A 14,784-nucleotide genomic window follows, 5' to 3' on the forward strand; every position below is an offset into this window, starting at 1 on the left:
ACCTTGTCCCTGTGAGAGTAGGACGTCGCCAAGCAACTTAAAACACGAGTCATTTGACTCGTGTTTTTTTATTTCCCATGAAATAGATTTGGTTCTGATAGTAAAAATGCTGAAATATAATAAGGGATTTTTTGAGCAGAAATATTTAAAAACTGATAAATAAATGGATAATCTTCGGAGTTATAACTTCCAAGCAAGTCATACCACCAATCTGTTTCATATCGTGAAATCATACTTAAATTATAGAGTAATAAATAATGAACAAGGAGCTCAGGTAATACTGGCTTAGGATTTCTAGGATCGGTTGTAAGTGGTAAATAATAAGTATCCGTAAGGTACTCGTAGTACAAAGGAGTACTATACATAGGGTTCCATGAATTGATAGGTGCTGTAAAAAGTATGTTTGATTCACTCTTCTTTTCAGGGATTTGTCGTATGGATAAGTGCTTACAAGTGGATTCAATATAACGTGAAAATCTCTCTGTAGTCATATGTAGTCGATCGAGTATATTGACGGAAAAAGAGAGTTCATTTTTATTTGTTGAATCGATTTTATATAAAGTCGATCCCTTTTGCCCATAGCGAAATAAATTTTGTAATTCAGGAATATTTCCCATTAAGTCTAACATGTTAAACTTTTCTGCTTCTAGGTGTTTCATGTGAAACAGTTGTTCTGCGACATGAGTAAACAATCCGTTTTTTTGTACCTTGACCTCATCTTCTAAAAATTGATAGCCCTGTTTTTTTCGTTTGCGAGTCGTAACGCCATGAGCTAGAACCGTAGTGGATTCTGGATAGTTAGGATCAATAGTTAGTAAACATGCTTTAAAAAGTTGACTAATCCCATAAAATAACAACATCGGTTGAATAGAAAAGGGAGCTACTTTATATAATTCATAATAATTTTTCCCATGTTCTAAGTAGTAAATAAAGGGGTAACAATTTTCAAAACTTTTTTTTTCGGCATCTTGTATGGAGGATTTTTCATAACAGCGGGCAAGATAATGTTGTACATTTTGAGATGAAAAAAAGAAACTTAATTGCTGCCAAGTACAGGTTGAATGATGCATATATTACGCTCCTTTTATTGTCTAAAAATTCTAACATATATATACTTTCTTGACAGTATTTTAACCAATTGATAAGCTACTAATAATAATTTCTGGTATCATGGGGGGAACAATTATGTGGGAATCTAAATTTGTTAAAGAAGGTTTGACTTTTGATGATGTATTACTTGTACCAGCAAAGTCAGATGTATTACCAAGAGAAGTAAGTGTTAAAACAGTTTTATCTGAAAGCTTACAGTTAAATATCCCGTTAATTAGTGCAGGAATGGATACAGTAACAGAAGCAGATATGGCTATTGCAATGGCTCGCCAAGGTGGTTTAGGAATCATTCATAAGAATATGTCTATTGAGCAACAGGCAGAGCAAGTTGACAAAGTAAAGCGCTCTGAAAGCGGCGTTATTTCAGATCCATTCTTTTTAACTCCAGAACATCAAGTATATGATGCAGAACATCTTATGGGAAAATATCGTATTTCAGGTGTACCAGTTGTAAATAATTTAGATGAACGAAAATTAGTTGGGATTATTACAAATCGTGATATGCGTTTCATCCAAGACTACTCAATCAAAATTTCTGACGTAATGACAAAAGAACAGCTAATTACAGCTCCGGTTGGTACTACACTGGAAGAAGCTGAAAAAATCCTACAAAAGTATAAAATTGAAAAACTCCCTCTTGTTGATAATAACGGTGTACTACAAGGGCTTATTACAATAAAAGATATTGAAAAAGTAATTGAATTTCCAAACTCTGCAAAGGATAAGCAAGGACGCTTATTAGTTGGAGCCGCGGTTGGTGTAACAGCTGATGCTATGACTCGTATCGACGCATTAGTAAAAGCGCAGGTAGATGCAATCGTTCTTGATACGGCTCATGGACATTCTCAAGGTGTTATTGATAAAGTAAAAGAAGTTCGTGCGAAATATCCATCACTAAATATTATCGCAGGAAATGTCGCTACTGCTGAAGCAACAAAAGCATTAATTGAAGCTGGTGCAAACGTAGTTAAAGTAGGTATTGGACCAGGTTCTATTTGTACGACACGCGTTGTCGCTGGTGTTGGTGTACCACAATTAACAGCAGTTTATGATTGTGCAACAGAAGCTCGTAAACACGGCATTCCAGTAATTGCTGATGGTGGTATTAAGTACTCTGGTGATATGGTTAAAGCCTTAGCAGCAGGAGCACACGTTGTTATGCTAGGTAGTATGTTTGCCGGTGTTGCTGAAAGCCCTGGAGAAACTGAAATTTACCAAGGTCGTCAATTTAAAGTATATCGTGGTATGGGTTCTGTCGGAGCGATGGAAAAAGGAAGTAAAGATCGTTACTTCCAAGAAGGAAACAAAAAACTTGTTCCAGAAGGTATTGAAGGTCGCGTACCTTATAAAGGACCTTTAGCAGATACAGTTCATCAATTAGTTGGTGGATTACGTGCAGGTATGGGATATTGCGGAGCACAGGATTTAGAATTCTTACGTGAGAATGCACAATTCATTCGTATGTCAGGTGCTGGTTTACTTGAAAGTCATCCTCATCATGTACAAATTACGAAAGAAGCTCCAAATTACTCATTATAATGTCTTATATACAAATAGACGGAGATTTGATATCTCTGTCTATTTTTTTTTGATTATGTTAGAATAACGGTTATGTGAGTACATAGATATTGGGGGTAGCAAAAGTGAAAGGTATGTTTTGCAAAAGATTCATTGCGTTAGTAACAATGCTTACACTAGCTTGTAGTATGTTGTTACCATATAGCAATGCATCAGCAGAAACAGGAACAGCTTTAAACATTGAAGCAGGTGCAGCAATTTTAGTTGAAGCAAATTCTGGGAAAATTTTGTATCAAAAGAATGCAGATGAATTATTATCAATTGCTAGTATGACAAAGATGATGAGTGAATATTTAGTGAACGAGGCTGTTGCGAAAGGGAAACTAAAATGGGACCAAAAAGTTAAAGTTTCTGAATATGCGTATAAAATTTCGCAAGATCGTTCATTATCGAATGTGCCGTTACGCAACGGTGAGTCTTATACAGTAAAAGAGTTATATGAGGCAATGGCAATTTATTCTGCTAATGGTGCAACGATAGCTTTAGCTGAAGCAGTTGCTGGAAAAGAAGTAGACTTTGTAAAAATGATGAACGATAAGTCGAAAGAGCTTGGATTAAAAAATTACAAGTTTGTAAATTCTACCGGCTTAACAAACAAAGATTTAAAAGGACAGCATCCTGAAGGAACAACTCCAGATGAAGAAAATAAAATGGCTGCGAGAGATGTAGCGATTTTAGCACAACATCTTATTCAAGATTTCCCTAAAACATTAGATATAGCAAAGATTTCAAAAAAGACATTCCGTGAAGGTACTACGGATCGAATTGAAATGATTAACTGGAACTGGATGTTACCAGGTTTATCTAAGGCATATGATGGTGTAGATGGTCTGAAAACAGGTTCAACTCCAGAAGCAGGAGATTGTTTCACTGGTACAATTGAAAGAAATGGTATGCGTTTTATTTCTGTAGTTATTAAAACGAAGTCTCGTGATGCACGCTTTGATGAGACAAAGAAATTATATGATTATGGATTTGCTAATTTTGAAATGAAGCAAATGTATAAAAAAGATTCTTCAGTAAAAGGACAAGAAACATTACGAGTAGAAAATGCAAAAGATAAAGATGTGGCAGTTCAAACAAAACAAGCTGTCTCGCTTCCAATGCCAAAAGGCAGTAAAGATATTTATAAAACAGAATTAAAAGAAGCAAATAAAGGACAAGAAGCACCTATTAAAAAAGGCGCTGCACTTGGTCAAATGGTAATTACACCAAAAGACACGAATGATCCTGGATTTTTATCTGGTAAGTCATTGCAAATAGATCTTGTAACAAAATCTGCAGTAGAAGAAGCGAATTGGTTTACTCGTTCTATGCGCGGAATTGGTTCTTTCTTTAGTGGTATATGGAATAGTGCTGTTGATACAGTAAAAGGTTGGTTTTAAGAGCTCCTCATGGTAGGGGCTTTTTTTTATTCCTATTTTTCATACCGACTTTATGAAAAAGTAGTAGACAAGCATCTGATGGTTAGTGGTAGAATGTAAGAGTATTCTTAATTTTCGCCTATAGCGGGGGAAAGCAATTCACCTAGGGGGGTTTTTGTACATGACAAATGTAACAGGGACAGAACGTGTAAAACGTGGAATGGCAGAAATGCAAAAAGGCGGCGTTATTATGGACGTAATTAACGCTGAACAAGCAAAAATTGCAGAAGAGGCAGGCGCAGTTGCCGTTATGGCATTAGAGCGTGTACCAGCAGATATTCGTGCAGCAGGTGGCGTTTCTCGTATGGCTGATCCAACAATTGTTGAAGAAGTTATGGGTGCGGTGTCGATTCCGGTTATGGCAAAATGCCGTATCGGTCACCTTGTAGAAGCACGTGTATTAGAATCATTAGGGGTAGACTATATCGATGAGAGTGAAGTATTAACTCCTGCTGATGAAGTATACCATTTAAATAAACGTGATTACACAGTTCCATTTGTATGTGGTTGCCGTGATATCGGAGAAGCTGCACGTCGTATTGCAGAAGGTGCATCTATGCTTCGTACAAAAGGTGAACCAGGAACAGGAAACATTGTAGAGGCAGTGCGTCATATGCGCCAAGTCAATGCAGAAATCCGTCAAGTTGCAAGTCTACGTGAAGATGAGTTAATGACATATGCAAAAAATACTGGTGCTCCTTATGAAGTACTACTTGAAATTAAACGCCTTGGCCGCTTGCCGGTTGTAAACTTTGCAGCAGGTGGTGTAGCAACACCAGCAGATGCAGCGTTAATGATGCAACTTGGTGCTGATGGTGTATTTGTTGGGTCTGGTATCTTTAAATCAGAGAATCCAGAGAAATTTGCACGTGCAATCGTTGAAGCGACAACTCATTATGAGGATTACGAACTAATTGCAAGCCTTTCTAAAGGATTAGGCAATGCGATGAAAGGTATCGAAATTTCAACGTTATTACCAGAACAACGCATGCAAGAGCGTGGATGGTAATTAAAGGAGAACTTTAAAATGGTGAAAATCGGTGTACTAGGTCTTCAAGGTGCAGTTCGTGAGCATGTAAAATCAGTTGAAGCAAGTGGTGCAGAAGCTGTTGTTGTAAAGCGTATAGAGCAACTTGAAGAGATTGATGGTCTTATTTTACCAGGCGGTGAAAGTACAACAATGCGCCGTCTTATTGATAAGTATGCTTTCATGGAACCACTTCGTACATTCGCGAAGTCTGGTAAACCAATGTTTGGTACATGTGCAGGTATGATTCTTCTTGCAAAGACACTTATTGGTTATGAAGAAGCACATATTGGTGCTATGGATATTACAGTTGAACGTAATGCGTTCGGACGCCAAAAGGATAGTTTTGAAGCCGCACTTTCAATTAAAGGTGTGGGAGAGGACTTTGTTGGTGTATTTATCCGTGCTCCATATGTCGTACATGTAGCTGATGATGTCGAAGTACTTTCTACACATGGCGACCGAATGGTAGCGGTAAGACAAAATCAATTTTTAGCTGCTTCATTCCATCCAGAATTAACGGATGATCATCGTGTGACAGCATACTTTGTCGAAATGGTAAAAGAAGCGAAAATGAAAAAAGTTGTATAAGTAACTTGCAACTTGTATAAGATTATAGTAAATTGATGATAACAATTTTATAAAATAAGCGTGTTGATAGGAAATAGTAACAAATGTTGTTTCTTATAGAGAGTCGATGGTTGGTGGAAATCGATAGAAACAGTTTGTGAATCCATCCTGGAATGGAATGTGGAATATCTTTATGATTAGTAAACATTCCCGGTGAAGAGCCGTTATTTCTACTTGAGAGGAAGGCGGTAATGCTTTCAACTAGGGTGGCAACGCGGGTTAACTCCCGTCCCTTTATATAGGGACGGGAGTTTTTTGTGTTTTATAAAATAAAAGGAGGAGTATAGAATGCTTGATATTAAATTTTTACGTACGAATTTTGAAGAAGTAAAAGCAAAGTTACAGCATAGAGGCGAAGATTTAACTGATTTTGGTCGCTTTGAAGAACTGGATACGAGAAGAAGAGAGTTACTTGTTCAAACAGAGGAACTAAAAAGTAAACGTAACGAAGTATCTCAACAAATTTCTGTATTAAAGCGTGAAAAGAAAGACGCGGAAGCTTTAATCTTAGAAATGCGTGAAGTTGGCGAGAAAGTAAAAGACCTTGATAATGAGCTTCGTACAGTTGAAGAAGATTTAGAAAGATTAATGTTATCTATTCCAAATATCCCTCATGAATCTGCTCCAGTTGGGGAGACAGAGGATGATAATGTAGTAGCACGTAGTTGGGGAGAAGTGAAGGAATTTGCTTTTGAACCAAAACCACATTGGGATCTTGCTACAGATTTAGGGATTTTAGACTTTGAGCGTGCTGGGAAAGTAACAGGAAGCCGCTTCGTATTTTACAAAGGTGCTGGTGCAAGATTAGAGCGTGCTTTAATTAGCTTTATGCTTGACCTTCATACTGATGAGCACGGATATGAAGAAGTGTTACCTCCGTATATGGTAAACCGTGCAAGTATGACAGGAACAGGACAACTTCCAAAGTTTGAAGAAGATGCATTCCGCATTGAAAGTGAAGATTACTTCTTAATTCCAACAGCTGAAGTACCTGTAACGAATATGCACCGCGATGAGATTTTAAATAAAGAGCAATTGCCTATAAGATATGCTGCATTTAGCTCTTGTTTCCGTTCTGAAGCAGGTTCAGCTGGTCGTGATACACGTGGTTTAATTCGTCAGCATCAGTTCAATAAAGTAGAGCTTGTAAAGTTCGTAAAACCAGAAGATTCTTATGAAGAGTTAGAAAAATTAACAAATGATGCAGAACGCGTGTTACAATTATTAGAGTTGCCATATCGCGTTATGAGCATGTGCACAGGCGATTTAGGATTTACAGCAGCGAAGAAATACGATATCGAAGTATGGATTCCAAGCTATGGCACATATCGTGAAATTTCTTCTTGTAGTAATTTTGAGGCTTTCCAAGCGAGACGTGCAAATATCCGTTTCCGTCGTGAGCCAAACGGAAAACCAGAACATGTTCATACATTAAATGGATCTGGTCTTGCAATCGGACGTACGGTGGCAGCTATTTTAGAGAACTACCAACAAGAAGATGGTACAATTATAATTCCAGAAGTTCTTCGCCCTTATATGGGAGGAAAAACAGTTATTAAGTAAATTTATAAACATTCATCGGTATGAGTGATTGGTAATTATGAGCGTTGTCAGTACTATAATGTAGGAGAGGGAAAGTAAAATTTCCCTTTCCTCATAATTTATTTTAGTAGGGTTGACTAACTGTTTTTCTTTTGATATTATATTTGATGTCAATATGGAGGTATACCCAAGTCTGGCTGAAGGGATCGGTCTTGAAAACCGACAGGCGGCGAGAGTCGCGCGGGGGTTCGAATCCCTCTACCTCCTCCAGATATAATTGACAACAGCGCATATAAGTGGAGATTGGAGAACTCGTTACCAACACGTAACGAGTTTTTATTTTAAAACCAATCATAAAGTATGGTGTAAGGATATATTGTCCTTATTACACACTCATATTCCGATGATTATCTTCATAGATATGAAAGGAGTCAACATGGATCTTATTATACAAACGTTTCCTTTAGATGGAAAAACTTTATATTATGTACAATGTCCTGTCTGTAAGAACAATAGAATTTTAAACAGTGGTGCAAACGTATCACGCATTATTAGCGATGATACATTCCGTAAACTTTGTGGTTGCACTTGCGATGTAAAGCAAACTGCGACAAAAGTAGAGGCACCAAAACAAGTTAAAAAAGAAGCTGTAAAGAAAGAAGCAGCTCCAAAACGTACAGGTAAAGTATTAACAGCAGTAATTAACGGGAAAGAAATGACTGTTAAAGAGATTGCTGAGACATACGATATTAGTACAAGTACTGTTCGTCAGCGTATTAACGCTGGGAAACCTGAGAGTGAAATTATTGCTCCAACAAAAAAGAAGTAATTTAATAGAAAAACCCGTGCGTATGCACGGGTTTTTTATTTTACAAGTTTACGTGATTGTTTTAAAAAATGGCCAATTTTTTTAATGATTGGTTCAATGGAATCGCCATCTTTTAAAATATCGTATTCGTTAATGTTTAATCTTAAAACAGGGCATGAATTAAAGTTGTTAATCCAGTTTTCGTAACGCCCATGCATCTCTTTCCAATACTCAATTGGTGTTTGCTGTTCCATTGGACGTCCGCGTTCTTGGATACGATCAACGATATCATCGAAAGAGCCTTCTAAGTAAATTAATAAGTCTGGATGAGGGAAGTAAGGAGTCATGACCATAGCATCAAATAAACCTTTGTATGTTTCGTAATCCGTTTCCGTCATTGTTCCTTTTTCATGGTGCATCTTTGCGAAAATTCCAGTGTCTTCGTAGATAGAACGATCTTGAACAAAACCACCACCGTATTCAAAAATTCTTTTTTGTTCTTTGAATCGTTCTGCTAAGAAATACACTTGCAAGTGGAAGCTCCAACGAGTGAAATCACCATAGAACTTGTCTAAGTATGGGTTGGAATCTACTTTTTCAAATGATGTGCGATAACCTAAAGCGTTAGCTAATGCGGTTGTCATAGTTGATTTACCGACACCTACTGTTCCAGCGATAGTGATGACTGCATCATTTGGTATATCATATTTTTGCCTTAAATTCATTATTATTTCGACTCCTTTAAGAGAGTATTTTGAAGGGTAGATAGGATGACATTTAAATCATCAGGATTTTTTATAAAATCCATATCGTCTCCGTTAAACTTTAACACTGGGATATCTGGATGATCTTGTTTGAAAGTATCCATTGCTGTTTCATAATCTTTTGTGAGTTGTAGCAAGTAATTAGGATCCATATTTTTTTCGAATTCTCTTCCGCGCATTGCGATTCGCTTTTGTAATGTTTCCAGACTAGCTGTTAAATAAACGATGACGTTTGGTACGGGCATATCTTGTGTAAGGATACGATAGATTTGCATGTACTTGTCATATTGAGAATCTTTTAATGTACGTGATGCGAAAATCAAATTTTTAAATATATGATAATCCGCTACTACAGGCTTCTGTTGATTCAAATACTTTATGTTAATATCTTCTAATTGTTTGTATCTATTACAAAGAAAGAACATCTCTGTTTGAAAACTCCATTCATCGATGTCTTCATAAAACTTTCCTAAAAAAGGGTTTTCATCAACGATCTCTTTTAGTAAGTGGAGTTGCATGTGAGTTGAAATCTCCTTCGCAAGTGAAGTTTTTCCAACACCAATTGGTCCTTCAACCGTGATAAATGGTACTCCGGTCACGCTGTTTCCTCCTTTCAATCAGTGATTTACCGTGACTACTAAAAACACAAAACAGAATTATTGTAGCACAAGAGGGAAGCGAGCGGGTTAATTTGATATAAAAAGTTAGAAAATAGATATATGTATTAATTAAATTTCATTTTCGATGACGGTGTTGTAGTTGCTTTCAATGTAGTTTCCATTATTTTTAAAGCGTGAATATTATCTTGGTCGTTGTTGGAGGCGATACAATCCTGCGGTACATAAAGTGTATAATTTCTCATATGAGCATCATTAGCTGTAAATAGGATACATATATTCCCGGCAACTCCTGTTAATATTAGATTTTCTATTTTTAAATAACCTAGTAAAGAATTCAAAGGCGTTTCATAAAAAGCGGAATAATGTGGTTTAATAAAAATGTAATCATCAGAACTTGGGGCAATCCTATGAATTATATTTTCACTATATTGATTCGTGCAATGAGTAATAAGTTGGTCAATATCAGATCTCCAAAGTTGATAATGGTCATTAACGTAAATTATAGGATAACCGAAGGACTGCATTTTTTTCTTTAATTGTAAAATCGGGCTTGTTATAACTTCGCATTTTTGGGCTAGAATGGGCCCGTGAGAAAATTGAAAATCATTAATCATATCGATAATGAGCAAGGCAGTATTTTTCATATGTAATCCCCTCTCTTTTTCTTTTAGGGTGGATTGAATTTGTAAAAGTTATCCCATGTGTAGTAAATGGAAATAAGTGTACTTTATTTGTAATGAAAGGACTATGTTATGGAACAAGATCAAGATATTTATTTTATGCAACTAGCGATAGAAGAAGCTCAAAAGGCAGAGGAAATACAAGAAGTGCCGATTGGAGCAGTTATAGTGTTAGACGGTGAGGTAATTAGTAGCGCTCATAATCTAAGGGAAACTGAGCAAAGATCCATCGCGCATGCCGAATTGTTAGCAATAGATGAGGCTTGCAAAAAACTAGGGACATGGCGTTTGGAAGATGCAACGTTGTATGTAACATTAGAGCCTTGTCCTATGTGTGCGGGTGGAATTGTTTTATCACGAGTGAAGCGAGTGGTGTATGGTGCAAGCGATCCAAAGGGTGGATGTGCAGGGACGTTAATGAACCTCTTAACGGATGAACGCTTTAATCATCAATGTGAAGTTGTAGCTGGGGTATTAGAAGAAGAATGTGGTACGTTGTTAACAAACTTTTTTAGAGAACTTCGTAAAAAGAGAAAAGAGATAAAAAAATTAGAGAAAAGTAACGAGAATTAACACATTTGCATTTTGCAAAAAAACAAGTTATACTGATAATGCCTTTAATGAAGGCAACCGAATATTGGTTTTAACTTTGCCGTGCTAAGCGGGGAGGTAGCGGTGCCCTATACTCGCAATCCGCTCTAGCGAGGCCGAATCCCTTCTCGAGGTTATGCTGCTGTAAGGTCTGCCTTAAGTAAGTGGTGTTGACGTTTGGGTCCTGCGCAACGGGACCCCGTGAACCTTGTCAGGTCCGGAAGGAAGCAGCAATAAGCGGGTCTTCTCGTGTGCCGCAGGAGTGCCTGAACCGAGCTAACTGCTTGAGTAACGCTTATGGTACGTAATCGACAGAAGGTGCACGGCAGTTATATATGTATACAAAACTCACCTTAATACTAAGGTGAGTTTTTTGTATGGAAAATAACTTTTGGAATCTATAAACAGAATGGGTTATAATATATAAGATAATAACCTTTGAGGGAGGCCGTATTTTCGTGTCATACCAAGCGTTATACCGAACATGGAGACCGCAAAAGTTCGAAGATGTAGTCGGTCAAAAGCACGTGACAAAAACGTTGCAAAATGCCCTTCTTCAAGAGAAAGTTTCACATGCTTATTTGTTTTCTGGTCCGAGGGGAACAGGAAAAACGACAATTGCAAAAGTATTTGCAAAAGCAATTAACTGTGAACATGCTCCGGTAGCTGAGCCTTGTAATGAATGTCCTTCTTGTTTAGGAATCACACAAGGATCTATTTCAGATGTATTAGAAATTGATGCGGCTTCAAATAACGGTGTAGATGAAATTCGAGATATAAGAGATAAAGTAAAATATGCTCCAAGTGCTGTAGAATATAAAGTATACATTATTGATGAAGTTCACATGCTTTCTATGGGTGCATTCAATGCGCTTTTAAAAACCTTAGAAGAGCCGCCCGGACATGTTATCTTTATTTTGGCGACAACAGAGCCCCATAAGATTCCGCCTACAATTATTTCACGTTGTCAACGTTTTGAATTCCGAAAAATATCAGTGAATGATATTGTTGAGAGATTATCAACGGTTGTGACAAATGAAGGTACGCAAGTAGAAGATGAAGCGTTACAAATTGTTGCGCGTGCTGCTGAAGGTGGTATGCGTGACGCGCTTAGTCTGATTGATCAGGCAATATCTTATAGTGACGAGACCGTTACGACAGAAGATGTACTAGCTGTAACGGGGTCTGTTTCTCAGCAGTACTTAGGTAACTTAGTAGAATGCATACGTGAGAATGATGTATCAAGGGCGTTGCGAATCATAGATGAGATGATGGGTAAAGGGAAGGATCCAGTTCGTTTTATGGAAGATTTCATTTACTATTATCGTGATATGCTTTTATATCAAACTTCACCGCAACTAGAACATATGTTGGAGCGGGTAATGGTAGATGAGCAATTCCGTATGTTAAGCGAAGAAATGCAACCGGAAGTAATCTACGAAATCATTCATACCCTTAGTAAAGGCCAACAAGAAATGAAGTGGACAAATCATCCGCGGATTTTCTTAGAAGTTGTTATGGTGCAGCTGTGTCAGCAGTTTATGATGCAAGCAAACGGTACAGATCGTTTGCAAGCAATTATGAACAGAATGCAGCAACTGGAGAAAGAGTTAGAACAAGTTAAAAAGAATGGTGTGCCGGCTGGTGTGCAGCAGGAAGTTAGAGAAACACGCGCAACACCAAAGCCAGTGCGGACAGGTAGTATGAAGATTCCTGTCGGACGCGTAAATGAAGTATTAAAGCAAGCGAAGCGTCAAGATTTAGAACAATTAAAGGCTGTATGGGGTGAGTTGTTAGGAAGACTCAAAGCATACAACAAAGTAGCGTTTGCGGTTTTGTTAGAAAATAGCGAACCAGTAGCGGCTTCGGATGATACTTACGTTTTAGCGTTCCAATACGAGATTCACTGTAAAATGGCAAGCGAAAATCGAGAAGCTATGGATACAGTGGAACAAGCTTTATTTGAATTGCTAAGTAAAAGATTAAATATGATTGCCATTCCAAAAAGTGAATGGGGTAAAATCCGTGAAGATTTTTTACAGCGTGAAGGCGGAAGTTCTGAAGAAAGCCCAGAGAAAAAAGAAGACCCTCTTATAGAAGAGGCAGTAAAATTAGTAGGGCAAGAACTCATTGAAATAAAAGAGTAATAATAATTAGGAGGAATTAATTATGATGCGTGGCGGAATGGGAAATATGAATAACATGATGAAACAAATGCAAAAAATGCAAAAAGATATGGCAAAAGCGCAAGAAGAACTTGGTGAAAAAACAGTTGAAGGTACAGCTGGTGGCGGTATGATCACAGTTATTGCGAATGGTCATAAGCAAATTCTTGAAGTAAAAGTTAAAGAAGAAGTTGTAGATCCAGAAGATATCGAAATGTTACAAGACTTAGTATTAGCTGCAACGAACGATGCACTTAAAAAAGCTGATGAACTTTCAAACTCTACAATGGGTAAATTTACAAAAGGCTTAAACTTACCGGGTGGAATGTTCTAGGAGGATATTGATATATGCATTATCCAGAACCAATATCAAAACTAATTGATAGTTTTATGAAGTTGCCAGGAATCGGACCGAAAACAGCGGTTCGATTGGCATTTTTCGTATTAGATATGAAAGAAGACGATGTGTTAGGTTTTGCGAAAGCACTTGTAAATGCGAAGCGAGACTTAGCGTATTGTTCTGTATGCGGGCATATTACTGACCGTGACCCTTGTTATATTTGTAACGATTCACATCGAGATCAATCGGTTGTTTGTGTCGTGCAAGAACCGAAAGATGTAATCGCGATGGAAAAAATGAAAGAGTATCAAGGTGTATATCATGTGTTACGTGGCGCTATTTCCCCAATGGAGGGAATTGGGCCAGAAGACATTAATATCCCGCAACTTTTAAAGCGACTGCACGATGAAACGGTACAAGAAGTGATATTAGCAACAAACCCTAACATTGAAGGGGAAGCTACAGCGATGTATATATCCCGCCTCTTAAAGCCGACAGGTATTAAAGTAACTCGTATTGCACATGGTCTGCCAGTTGGTGGAGATCTAGAATATGCAGATGAAGTGACACTTTCCAAAGCGCTAGAAGGTCGTAGAGAAGTATAAGAGGAGAAACAAAAATGTTCTTTCAAAAAAAGGGTAAATTGCGTAAAGAGTATGATGATAAGCTAATTGTACTATTAGAAAAGGTGAAGAATGAATGGTTACGTCAGAAGAGAATGGTTGAACAAAGCGTTGAACCTTCTCAAGATGTACTTTGTTCTTTGAAAATAGCGGAGGCGAAATATTTCTTCTTGTTAAAAGAAGCAAAGCGTCGTCCTGTAAAAATGGAACAATGGTAAAAGGTTCTGCTTAAAAAGCAGAGCCTTTTTATTTTATTTAGTGGTCGCTTCGTTTGGAAAGATCGATTAATGGTTTTTATGAAGGACGTGTTGCTGAATAAAGGTGAATGAGATGAAACGACTGGAGTTATATGATAAATGTTCTTTTTTATCGTCTTGTCCCATACAAATAAGTGTGTATAGGTCATTCATAAGGAGGAAAAAATGAATTCTACAATTATTATTGTTGGTATTCTTGCTCTAGTCTTTATTTTTCTTGTTTTTGGCGTTTCTTCTAAACCGTTACGTTTTATAGGGAAGGTGCTTTTTCATATTAGTTTAGGAATAGCATTACTATTTATCGTAAATGTTGTAGGAACATATTTTGATTTTCATATTCCAATTAACTTGGGTACCGCAACAATAACAAGTTTATTAGGTCTACCTGGGGTTGCTGCATTAGTAATTATTAAGCTTTATATCATGCCAAGATAAAATTATTTTGGCTTTTTTTTAAAAGTTGTTGACTAACGAATGATTAATATGGTAAATTAATAAGCGTCGTCAGGAACGAAAGAAAAAAGTTATTGACAGACTTAATAAGAAATGTTAAATTATAAAAGTCGCTGAAACGCGATATTGAACTTTGAAAACTAAACGAAACAAACAACGTGAAACGTCAATT

At 37.2% G+C, this 14,784-nt stretch carries 16 protein-coding genes, 1 tRNA gene, 1 other RNA gene and 1 other annotated feature; of the genes, 14 read left to right on the forward strand and 4 right to left on the reverse strand.

Features of this window, described 5'->3' with window-relative positions; all coding sequences use genetic code 11:
* Window positions 1-68: 68 nt before the first annotated feature.
* Window positions 69-1,070, reverse strand: coding sequence for a YaaC family protein (locus BAQ48_RS07410; protein WP_071710576.1), 1,002 nt, complete (start codon window positions 1,068-1,070; stop codon window positions 69-71).
* A 115-nt stretch (window positions 1,071-1,185) separates the two neighbouring features.
* Between BAQ48_RS07410 and guaB the strand changes: the two genes are divergently transcribed.
* From guaB to BAQ48_RS07445, 7 genes are all read left to right on the forward strand, one after another.
* A complete protein-coding gene (gene guaB / locus BAQ48_RS07415) occupies window positions 1,186-2,649 on the forward strand; it encodes an IMP dehydrogenase (RefSeq protein WP_000264081.1) in 1,464 nt (487 codons plus the stop codon).
* 113 nt (window positions 2,650-2,762) lie between these two features.
* Window positions 2,763-4,073 (forward strand): serine hydrolase, encoded by a 1,311-nt coding sequence (locus BAQ48_RS07420; protein ID WP_131800844.1) that lies wholly within the window; start codon window positions 2,763-2,765, stop codon window positions 4,071-4,073.
* 160 nt (window positions 4,074-4,233) lie between these two features.
* A complete protein-coding gene (gene pdxS / locus BAQ48_RS07425; RefSeq protein ID WP_000186157.1) occupies window positions 4,234-5,121 on the forward strand; it encodes a pyridoxal 5'-phosphate synthase lyase subunit PdxS in 888 nt (295 codons plus the stop codon).
* Window positions 5,122-5,139: 18 nt separating this feature from the next.
* Window positions 5,140-5,730, forward strand: a complete 591-nt coding sequence (gene pdxT, locus BAQ48_RS07430; RefSeq protein WP_071710578.1) for a pyridoxal 5'-phosphate synthase glutaminase subunit PdxT — start codon at window positions 5,140-5,142, stop codon at window positions 5,728-5,730.
* 54 nt (window positions 5,731-5,784) lie between these two features.
* Window positions 5,785-6,006: a binding site (T-box leader), on the forward strand.
* Between the two features lie 51 nt (window positions 6,007-6,057).
* Entirely contained in the window at window positions 6,058-7,332 is a 1,275-nt protein-coding gene (gene serS / locus BAQ48_RS07435; protein WP_071710579.1) for a serine--tRNA ligase, read from the forward strand.
* Between the two features lie 156 nt (window positions 7,333-7,488).
* Window positions 7,489-7,581 (forward strand) — tRNA-Ser (locus BAQ48_RS07440).
* Window positions 7,582-7,747: 166 nt separating this feature from the next.
* Window positions 7,748-8,140 carry a sigma factor-like helix-turn-helix DNA-binding protein gene (locus tag BAQ48_RS07445; protein ID WP_000364204.1) on the forward strand — a complete coding sequence of 131 codons (393 nt, stop codon included), beginning with the start codon at window positions 7,748-7,750 and terminating at the stop codon, window positions 8,138-8,140.
* Window positions 8,141-8,175: 35 nt separating this feature from the next.
* Here the strand turns inward: BAQ48_RS07445 and BAQ48_RS07450 are convergent, their stop codons facing one another.
* From BAQ48_RS07450 to BAQ48_RS07460, 3 genes are all read right to left on the reverse strand, one after another.
* Window positions 8,176-8,844, reverse strand: a complete 669-nt coding sequence (locus tag BAQ48_RS07450; RefSeq protein WP_001053589.1) for a deoxynucleoside kinase — start codon at window positions 8,842-8,844, stop codon at window positions 8,176-8,178.
* Window positions 8,845-8,846: 2 nt separating this feature from the next.
* Entirely contained in the window at window positions 8,847-9,482 is a 636-nt protein-coding gene (locus tag BAQ48_RS07455; RefSeq protein ID WP_071710580.1) for a deoxynucleoside kinase, read from the reverse strand.
* A 125-nt stretch (window positions 9,483-9,607) separates the two neighbouring features.
* Complete coding sequence (locus tag BAQ48_RS07460) at window positions 9,608-10,147, reverse strand: cysteine hydrolase family protein (protein WP_071710581.1); 540 nt, start codon at window positions 10,145-10,147, stop codon at window positions 9,608-9,610.
* 108 nt (window positions 10,148-10,255) lie between these two features.
* Here BAQ48_RS07460 and tadA point away from each other — a divergent pair, with 108 nt between their 5' ends.
* The 7 genes from tadA to BAQ48_RS07495 all read left to right on the forward strand — a co-directional run bounded on the left by tadA (window position 10,256) and on the right by BAQ48_RS07495 (window position 14,594).
* The gene (gene tadA, locus BAQ48_RS07465) at window positions 10,256-10,756 is read left to right on the forward strand and encodes a tRNA adenosine(34) deaminase TadA (protein WP_071710582.1); all 501 of its coding nucleotides are present in this window, start codon (window positions 10,256-10,258) and stop codon (window positions 10,754-10,756) included.
* A 79-nt stretch (window positions 10,757-10,835) separates the two neighbouring features.
* Window positions 10,836-11,100: signal recognition particle sRNA large type (ffs, locus tag BAQ48_RS07470), an RNA gene on the forward strand.
* A gap of 132 nt (window positions 11,101-11,232) precedes the next feature.
* On the forward strand, window positions 11,233-12,921 hold the full coding sequence (gene dnaX, locus BAQ48_RS07475) for a DNA polymerase III subunit gamma/tau (RefSeq protein WP_071710583.1): 1,689 nt from the start codon (window positions 11,233-11,235) through the stop codon (window positions 12,919-12,921).
* 25 nt (window positions 12,922-12,946) lie between these two features.
* Window positions 12,947-13,273 carry a YbaB/EbfC family nucleoid-associated protein gene (locus BAQ48_RS07480; RefSeq protein WP_170930109.1) on the forward strand — a complete coding sequence of 109 codons (327 nt, stop codon included), beginning with the start codon at window positions 12,947-12,949 and terminating at the stop codon, window positions 13,271-13,273.
* 14 nt (window positions 13,274-13,287) lie between these two features.
* Window positions 13,288-13,884 carry a recombination protein RecR gene (recR, locus tag BAQ48_RS07485; RefSeq protein WP_000559169.1) on the forward strand — a complete coding sequence of 199 codons (597 nt, stop codon included), beginning with the start codon at window positions 13,288-13,290 and terminating at the stop codon, window positions 13,882-13,884.
* 14 nt (window positions 13,885-13,898) lie between these two features.
* Window positions 13,899-14,120, forward strand: coding sequence for a YaaL family protein (locus BAQ48_RS07490; RefSeq protein ID WP_000466020.1), 222 nt, complete (start codon window positions 13,899-13,901; stop codon window positions 14,118-14,120).
* A gap of 204 nt (window positions 14,121-14,324) precedes the next feature.
* Window positions 14,325-14,594 (forward strand): pro-sigmaK processing inhibitor BofA family protein, encoded by a 270-nt coding sequence (locus tag BAQ48_RS07495; protein WP_071710584.1) that lies wholly within the window; start codon window positions 14,325-14,327, stop codon window positions 14,592-14,594.
* The last annotated feature ends 190 nt before the right edge of the window (window positions 14,595-14,784 follow it).

Source organism: Bacillus luti (assembly GCF_001884105.1).
GTDB lineage: Bacteria > Bacillota > Bacilli > Bacillales > Bacillaceae_G > Bacillus_A > Bacillus_A luti.